We start from the raw sequence: 7,421 nt of genomic DNA, 5'->3' as shown, positions 1-7,421 counted from the left end.
TGCGCTTCGTGTTTTGCTTTGTACTTTGTGGCAGCCGTGCTGTGCTTTTCAGACGAAGGCGTGGCGCTCCGCCAAGCGAGCCAGGACCTGCGGCCATTCGTCGACGCGGAAGTCGTCGTGAACTTCTTCCAGCTCGATCAGCAGCTCGGCAATTTCAGGATCGTAGGCATTCACGTTGGATGCATACAGCGCCCGCAATAGCGATCCGTCTCTCGCGTTCCGGTAGTACGAGATACCAATGCCTTCAATGTCCGGCTGGTACACGTCGTCAGCAATCAGCGACCCGATAGCGCATTTGCGGCCGTCGCTGCTGCGAAGCCGGCACGAACCGTTGTCATCCTCCGACACGGCCCGCTGCGTGAGCAGATGCGCGCTCACGCGTTCGTAGATGTCTCTTGCCGTTAACATTGCGTTACTCGTTGTTCTAATTGATGCATTTCCTGGAACCTCGACGGAGCCAGGCAGTGTCCTTGAGCTCAAGCCGCTGACTTCAACCGTTCCGCCGACAGATTGAACTGGCGTGCAATCGATGCAAACCGCTCGCGCCATTCCCATTTGCCGAATACGTCGTGCACGTTCTGCAGGCAACTGAGCAATTCGACGGTAGTCGGGTCGTAGACATTGATATTCGAGCGCAACAACGCCCGCTTCAACGCTGTCACGCCGACATCCATATACGAAGGCACAGACTCGGGACCTTTGTCGATGTAGCGGATAGGCACGCCTTCCATCGCTGTCATGTAGTCTCGCGGCTTGATGAAGCTGCCTACTGGACAGCCGCCGCAGTATCCGCGATATGCGCCGCCGCCTCGCGGCAGCAAAGCTGCCTGACCCTGGCCAAACAAGTGGTGCACGGCGCTATCGAAGATTTCCTGATGCGTCAAAAAGTTGAGGTTTTTCATTCTGCTTTCCCCTGCACCGACATCGCGGCGCTTCGTGGGTGTCATCAAACAGCGTTATCAGTATCGGACGCGATTCGGGTCGTCTTAGCGCGGTGAGCCACACAATCCGCGTTTTTCGATTCGCCATTCGCTTTCCTGCAATACCGCCCGCCAGGACCAAGCACGCTTCGGCCAGCCTCACATCGCGACTGACGGCAAATAAGCCGTTCACGCGCTGCAAAACCAGTTCGCACTTAATTTATAGCGGTTCTTCCCGGTAAAAAATGGGTGCTGGCACTCAGTAGGTCGCAATTTTGACATGCTGCCCGGGTTTCTGCACGGCCGGTGGCCGGCCGACGCGGCTTTGTAGTAAAGGCTCCAGAGCGTTTTCTACCCGCCAAAAAGCATTGCCGTCGGGATTTTCCCTGAGGATGCCTTAAACAACGAAGTTTGTTGCGAAAACGCAATATCTGAGCTGCAAACCCGTGGCAATGAATTTCTTAAACTGATGGCTTTTTGGCGGATGGACGCTTTGCACCCGGTAGAGCGTAGTCCGAACGGCAGAAACAGGCGGCTTCGTGGTCGTTGACCATGCCGGTTGCTTGCATGAAGGCGTAGCACGTGGTCGATCCGACGAACGTACAACCGAATTTCCTCAGCGCGCGACTCAACGCGTCCGATATTTCCGTGCAGGCCGGCGCGTGCGAGTACGAAGCGCGCGGAGTGTCGACAGGCTTGCCGCCGACAAACGACCACACGAATGCCGCGAAGGAGCCGTGCTCAGCCTGAATTCGCTGTACCGCGCGAGCGTTGGCGACAGCGGATGCGATCTTCGCCCGGTTGCGGATGATGCGGGCGTCGAGCAGGAGTTTGGCTGCATCGTTTTCCGAGAAGGCGGCAACCCTGTCTATATTGAAGTTGTGAAACAGCGTCTTGTAGCCCTCGCGCTTGTTAAGAATCGTTGACCAGGACAAGCCGGCCTGAGCGCCCTCGAGCACGAGCATTTCGAAGAGATGACGATCGTCGTGCGAGGGGACGCCCCATTCCGTGTCGTGATATTGGGCGAGGGCCGGCGTGCTCACCCAGCCGCAGCGGTGCGGCTCGGGAGTTTCGTTGGGCTGGGCTGATCTCTTAGGTTTTGTCATGGCTGATTCAGGGGATGCATGGTGAACGTTCGATCAGCATAGGCGGAAGGCTTTGCGCGGAACAGTCGGCCGAATGGCATGGTCGGTGATGCGGTCTTGCGTTCAAGTGGTATCCCATTCGGCTGAGTGGCGGTGCCGGCGCCGGGCCGTTAAGCTTCCGGCATGACTAATTCAAACCACTCATACTCTTATCTGATCGGCGTCGATGGCGGCGGCAGCGGCACGCGTGTTGTCCTGGCCGACGCAAACGGCGTTGAACTCGCTCGTGCGTCGGGTGGACCTTCAGGGCTTGGACTTGGCGTCGAGCGCGCCTGGAAAGCGATCGACTCAACGATCTCACGCGCGTTCGGTTCGGCGGGCTTGCCGTTCGAATGGCAAGCCTGTGCGCTCGGCTGCGGCCTGGCCGGCGTGAACCACGCTGGCTGGCTCGCCCAGTTTCATGAAAGTGCGCCGGATGGATGCGCACTTGTTGTCGAAAGTGACGCATTGACTACGCTCCTGGGCGCTCACGGCGGCGAGCCTGGCGTGATCGTGGCGCTGGGTACGGGCAGCATCGCGGCATCGCTTGATACGCAGGGTCAAGTCGCGATTGCGGGCGGCTATGGGTTTCCGAGCGGCGATGAAGCGAGCGGCGCATGGCTCGGCATGCGCGCGGCGGTGCATTTGCAGCGCGTCCTGGATGGGCGCGCGCCGGCAGACGACTGGTCCCATGCGCTGCTTGAATGCACCAATGTCGCCGATCGCGATGGTCTGGTGGTGTGGCTGAGCGCTGCCAACCAGACCGCCTATGCCACGCTCGCACCCACGATCTTCCAGCATCGAAATCATCCGTTCGCCGAGCGGCTGCTTCAGGAGGCGGGTCGCGAGATCGAGACGATGGTGGCGGCGCTCGACCCCGACAAGGTAATGCCGGTGGCATTGTGCGGCGGTCTTGCGAGCCCGCTCGAACCGTTTGTGCCGGAGACGCTTCGCGCCCGCTTGCGAGTACCGCTTGCGGACTCAGCAGCGGGCGCGCTGCAACTGGCTCACCGCGCAGCGGCGGGGGAAGGGCGGGCAGCGCGCTAGAATGACAGAGTCCTAACGGCTAAAAGGAAGCGCCTTCCCATGTATTCGATCATCGCAACCGATCTCGACGGCACCTTGCTCAACAGCGACCATCAGGTCGACCCGTTCACTGTCGAAACGGTCCGCGAACTTGAAGCGCAAGGGGTGCGTTTCATTATCGCCACGGGGCGGCATTACCGGGACGTGGTGGGGATTCGAATGGTGCTGGGTATCGAAGCGTATCTCATCACGTCGAACGGCGCCCGCATCCACGCGCCCGACAACGAGCGCATTTACGCGCGTGACATTGCGCCTTCAGCCGTGCGCCGGCTCGTCCAGCCGGATCTGGCGGGCAGCGAGCGTGTGATCGTGAACCTGTTCGCCGACGACGCCTGGCTGATCGACCGGCATGCGCCGACCTTGCTCGAATTTCACCAGGATTCGGGATTCAACTATGACGTCATGGATCTGCGCCAGCACGACGGCGAGAACATTGCGAAGGTGCTTTATATTGGCGATCCGGAAGATTTGAAGGTGACCGCGGCGAATCTCGAACGTGAATTCGGCGATTCCATCTACGTGACCTTTTCAATGCCGGATTGCCTGGAAGTGATGACGTCGGATGTATCCAAGGGAAGGGCATTGCGGTTCGTGCTGGACCGGCTCGATACCGATACCGCGCATTGCGTGGCGTTCGGCGACAACATGAACGATATCGACTTGCTTGAAACCGCCGGACGTCCATTCATGATGAAAAACGCGAATCCTGATCTGGTCAAGCGCCTGCCGAATATTCCGAGAACTGGCAATAACTTCGAGGCAGGGGTCGCACATCAGCTGCGCAGTTTGTTCGGCATGAGCGACAAAATCGCCGCTGGCGAGTAACGCGATCAAACGCGAACAATAAAAAAAGGAGCGCCCATACGGCCGCTCCTTTTTTTAGATCTGGCGAAACGCCGGATCTTTATCCACGATGATTCCATCCGCCGCGATTATCGCCGCCATAATTCCCGCCGCGATGGTCCCAGCCGGTACGATCCCAACGGCCCCGGTCCGGTCCGCCCCAGCGCGGTTCATCGTGACGACGCCAGGCGGGCGGCGCCGCACGATAATAGGGTGCGGGTTGTACATAAACCGCCGCGGGACTTGTATAAACCGGTGCGCCAAGCGACAAGCCGATATTCAGATCTGTATGTGCCTGCGCGGCTCCTGCTGCACCTAACGCGAGACCAGCGGCAACCAGCAGATGCGTAACGATGCGTGTCATGGTGTTCTCCTTTGTGGGCGACGCGTGTCGCATGAATCTAATGTACGCATCCGTCGTCTTACGAGTATCGACGAGTTGTTACCGGGTGAAAGTGTTGCGAAAGGGAGTCTGCGGGATTAAAGCGTGGCTGGCATGGGTGCAAAACCCATGGTGGTAAAAGCTTTGCGGTTGATGGAACGGCGTGTGGCTCTGACGGCCGGCATTTCCAGTTCGAAAAGCAGTAAACGCACATTACATTTGTCGCAGCCGGTTCATATTGCCTGGCTGGTTTAAACGGTTGAAACCGCGAACTCAATAAAAAAACGGGCGCCGGGCGCCCGTTTTTCCTCAATCGACTTGCTGTGAATCAGGCCGATGCAAGCGCCCGTTTCTTCGCGCCGGTCAGCAGCGGATAAACCACACCCGCGATGATCGCGCCGATGATCGGTGCAACCCAGAACAGCCACAGTTGTTCCACTGCCGCGCCGCCGACGAACAATGCCGGGCCGGTCGAGCGAGCCGGGTTCACAGACGTGTTGGTCACCGGGATCGAGATCAGGTGGATCAGCGTCAGGCACAGCCCGATTGCGATCGGTGCAAAACCGGCGGGCGCACGGCTGTCGGTTGCGCCAAGGATGACGAACAGGAAGAAGAACGTCATGACCACTTCGCAGACGAGCGCGGCCATCATCGAGTAATGACCAGGCGATTGGTCGCCAAAGCCATTGGTCGCGAAACCGCCGAGTTCAAAGGTCGGCGAACCGCTTGCGATCACATACAGCACGTACGCGCCGAGAATGCCGCCAATCACTTGCGCGACAATGTACGGAGCCAGATCGCGAACCGGAAAGCGGCCGGCGACGGTCAAGCCAACGCTTACGGCCGGGTTAAGGTGGCAACCGGAGATGTGGCCGATGGCATAAGCCATGGTGAGCACGGTCAGGCCAAACGCGAGCGAGACGCCCGCAAAGCCAATACCAAGTTGAGGAAATCCAGCGGCAAGTACGGCGCTTCCGCAGCCGCCCAGCACGAGCCAGAACGTACCAAACATTTCTGCGCCGAGGCGCTGTCCCAATCGCATGATTCGAAGTCCTAAAAATATATAAAAAACTGAAACGTTTCCGCTGCGTGTGATCGCGATTACATTGACGACCAAATACAGCGGGTAGGCAGTGTAATCCGAGTATCGGCAGTAGTTGTCAACAATTGTCAAATCAGCCAGAACTAAGGCAAGTCCTATTAAGATTGGCCTATAGTTTCAAGAATCTTCTTAAGTTGTTTGGGACTTTCTGCAATTGCGTTGGCAACCGTTGCATCTTTTATTCGATATCGTTAGGCTTCTCAATAATCGCTGCCTATTGAAAAGGGATTGGAAATGTCGCAATACATTGAGCTGAAGGCGCAAATAGCCAAACTTCAGGAGCAGGCCGAAGAAGCGCGCCGCACGGAACTGGAAGCTGTACTCGTGGATATACGGCGGAAGATCGTTGAGTATGGGCTTACCGCACAGGATTTGGGGCTGACGGTTGTACGCCGCGGGCGCCCGCCGAAGAAAGAACCATTGCCACCGGTCTACCAGGATCCCAAGTCAGGTAATACGTGGAGTGGCCGTGGCAAACCGCCGAAGTGGATCGTGGGTAAAAGCCGGGAGCGTTTCTTGATTAATCAGGAGCATTCCTGACAACGCCGTGCATCGGGACAAACTGCGAAAAAGGCCCCGCTGGCGTCTCTGGATACAAAAAAATCCACCCTGTTGCGGGTGGATTTTTTTGCGCTGCAATAACGCGATTTATTCCAGCTAAGTAAATCAAAAACTCTCCGATGTCGAATCTTTATGGATCGCAACATCGGATTAATTGGCGTTCCTCGATCAGCCTACTGCAACCTGGCGCAGCATCGGGCGCTTTGCCGCCTGAAGCAGGGCCGTATAGCTGTCTACATAATTCTGCGCCATCGTGCTTGCACAGAAACGGCGTTCGAACTGCGCGCGGATTTCCGTGCGCGACAGTTCATCGAGTCGCTGAAGTGCGCCAACTGCGCCCTGCACGTCTTCGCAGATAAAGCCCGTCACGCCGTGATCGATGACTTCCGGGACCGAACCGCGATTGAATGCGATTACCGGCGTACCGCACGCCATGGCTTCGATCATCACAAGACCAAACGGCTCCGACCAGTCGATCGGGAACAGCAGCGCCTTGGCGCCCGAGAGGAACTCCGGCTTTTGCTGCTCGTTGATCTCGCCGACGAATTCTACATTTGCGCTGGAAAGCAACGGCTCGATCGTGCTCTTGAAATACTCCTGATCAACCTTGTCAACCTTTGCGGCGATCTTCAGCGGAAGACCGGTTTGCGCTGCGATCTGAATTGCCAGATCGGCGCGCTTTTCCGGGCAGATACGGCCGAGAAAGGCGAGGTATTCCGGCTTCTTGTGCTTTTGCGGCGTCAGGAGATCCTGCGGCAGCCCGTGGTAAATCGTGTTTAGCCACGCGGCTTGCGGCAGCGGCTGGCGCTGCGAATCCGAGATCGAGATGACCGGCGCTTCTGGAAATGCATCGAAAACCGGCTGCAATTCGGGCAGGTCAAGACGGCCATGCAGCGTAGTCACGAACGGCGTATCCATCTGCGAGAACGTCGAAAACGGCATGTAGTCGAGGTGGAAGTGGAGCACGTCGAACTCATGCGCGCGGCGGCGAACCTTCTCCAGCAGCAGCGCGTGGGGCGCGTTCCAGTCACGGATGGTCGGGTCGAGGCGCAGCGCACGCGGCCATGCGGCGTCGAGCGTCGCCTTGGTTTCCGAATCGCCGCTTGCAAAGAGCGTCACGTCGTGACCGAGATCAACCAGGGCGTCGCTCAAATACGAGACAACGCGCTCGGTGCCGCCGTAGAACTTCGGAGGAACTGCTTCGTGCAAGGGTGCAATTTGTGCGATACGCATAACGTGACTCTCCTGTTCGTTGCGGCTTCGACGCACAGTCTCCGAAACGAAAACCGGTGAAGCCTTGCGGACGGGCCAGCGTCAATGCTGCCGCCCCCTGAAAGATAGGACCCGGATGAATCGGGTTATCCCTTACGACCCATTATCAAGATGACTGCGGTTATCGCCGA

The 7,421-nt window shown here is 58.1% G+C and carries 9 protein-coding genes; 3 read left to right on the top strand and 6 right to left on the bottom strand.

The genetic code is table 11. The annotated features are described in order from the left end of the window. Nucleotides 1-48 precede the first annotated feature (48 nt). The 3 genes from ACFFAR_RS19090 to ACFFAR_RS19080 form a co-directional block, all read right to left on the bottom strand. The gene (locus ACFFAR_RS19090; RefSeq protein ID WP_061998263.1) at nt 49-408 is read right to left on the bottom strand and encodes a hypothetical protein; all 360 of its coding nucleotides are present in this window, start codon (nt 406-408) and stop codon (nt 49-51) included. A 68-nt stretch (nt 409-476) separates the two neighbouring features. Further along, nucleotides 477-902, bottom strand: a complete 426-nt coding sequence (locus ACFFAR_RS19085) for a hypothetical protein (protein WP_062000648.1) — start codon at nt 900-902, stop codon at nt 477-479. A gap of 479 nt (nt 903-1,381) precedes the next feature. After that, nucleotides 1,382-2,026 (bottom strand): DNA-3-methyladenine glycosylase I, encoded by a 645-nt coding sequence (locus ACFFAR_RS19080; protein WP_174363722.1) that lies wholly within the window; start codon nt 2,024-2,026, stop codon nt 1,382-1,384. A 162-nt stretch (nt 2,027-2,188) separates the two neighbouring features. On the opposite strand from ACFFAR_RS19080, the gene ACFFAR_RS19075 reads away from it, so the two are divergent. Both ACFFAR_RS19075 and ACFFAR_RS19070 read left to right on the top strand, forming a co-directional pair. Next, nucleotides 2,189-3,091 (top strand): BadF/BadG/BcrA/BcrD ATPase family protein, encoded by a 903-nt coding sequence (locus ACFFAR_RS19075; RefSeq protein ID WP_174363721.1) that lies wholly within the window; start codon nt 2,189-2,191, stop codon nt 3,089-3,091. 39 nt (nt 3,092-3,130) lie between these two features. After that, the gene (locus ACFFAR_RS19070) at nt 3,131-3,955 is read left to right on the top strand and encodes a Cof-type HAD-IIB family hydrolase (RefSeq protein WP_174363720.1); all 825 of its coding nucleotides are present in this window, start codon (nt 3,131-3,133) and stop codon (nt 3,953-3,955) included. A gap of 79 nt (nt 3,956-4,034) precedes the next feature. On the opposite strand, the gene ACFFAR_RS19065 is transcribed toward ACFFAR_RS19070, so the two are convergent. Then, the gene (locus ACFFAR_RS19065; RefSeq protein WP_174363719.1) at nt 4,035-4,337 is read right to left on the bottom strand and encodes a hypothetical protein; all 303 of its coding nucleotides are present in this window, start codon (nt 4,335-4,337) and stop codon (nt 4,035-4,037) included. 346 nt (nt 4,338-4,683) lie between these two features. Further along, nucleotides 4,684-5,397 carry an aquaporin Z gene (gene aqpZ, locus ACFFAR_RS19060; RefSeq protein WP_061998268.1) on the bottom strand — a complete coding sequence of 238 codons (714 nt, stop codon included), beginning with the start codon at nt 5,395-5,397 and terminating at the stop codon, nt 4,684-4,686. A 294-nt stretch (nt 5,398-5,691) separates the two neighbouring features. Between aqpZ and ACFFAR_RS19055 the strand changes: the two genes are divergently transcribed. Then, a complete protein-coding gene (locus tag ACFFAR_RS19055) occupies nt 5,692-5,997 on the top strand; it encodes an H-NS family nucleoid-associated regulatory protein (RefSeq protein ID WP_061998269.1) in 306 nt (101 codons plus the stop codon). 189 nt (nt 5,998-6,186) lie between these two features. Here the strand turns inward: ACFFAR_RS19055 and ACFFAR_RS19050 are convergent, their stop codons facing one another. After that, entirely contained in the window at nt 6,187-7,251 is a 1,065-nt protein-coding gene (locus ACFFAR_RS19050) for a glycosyltransferase family 4 protein (RefSeq protein ID WP_061998270.1), read from the bottom strand. Between the last annotated feature and the right edge of the window lie 170 nt (nt 7,252-7,421).

It is taken from the genome of uncultured Caballeronia sp. (genome assembly GCF_964243625.1).
GTDB lineage: Bacteria > Pseudomonadota > Gammaproteobacteria > Burkholderiales > Burkholderiaceae > Caballeronia.
This window is presented reverse-complemented; position numbering and strand designations above follow the sequence as displayed.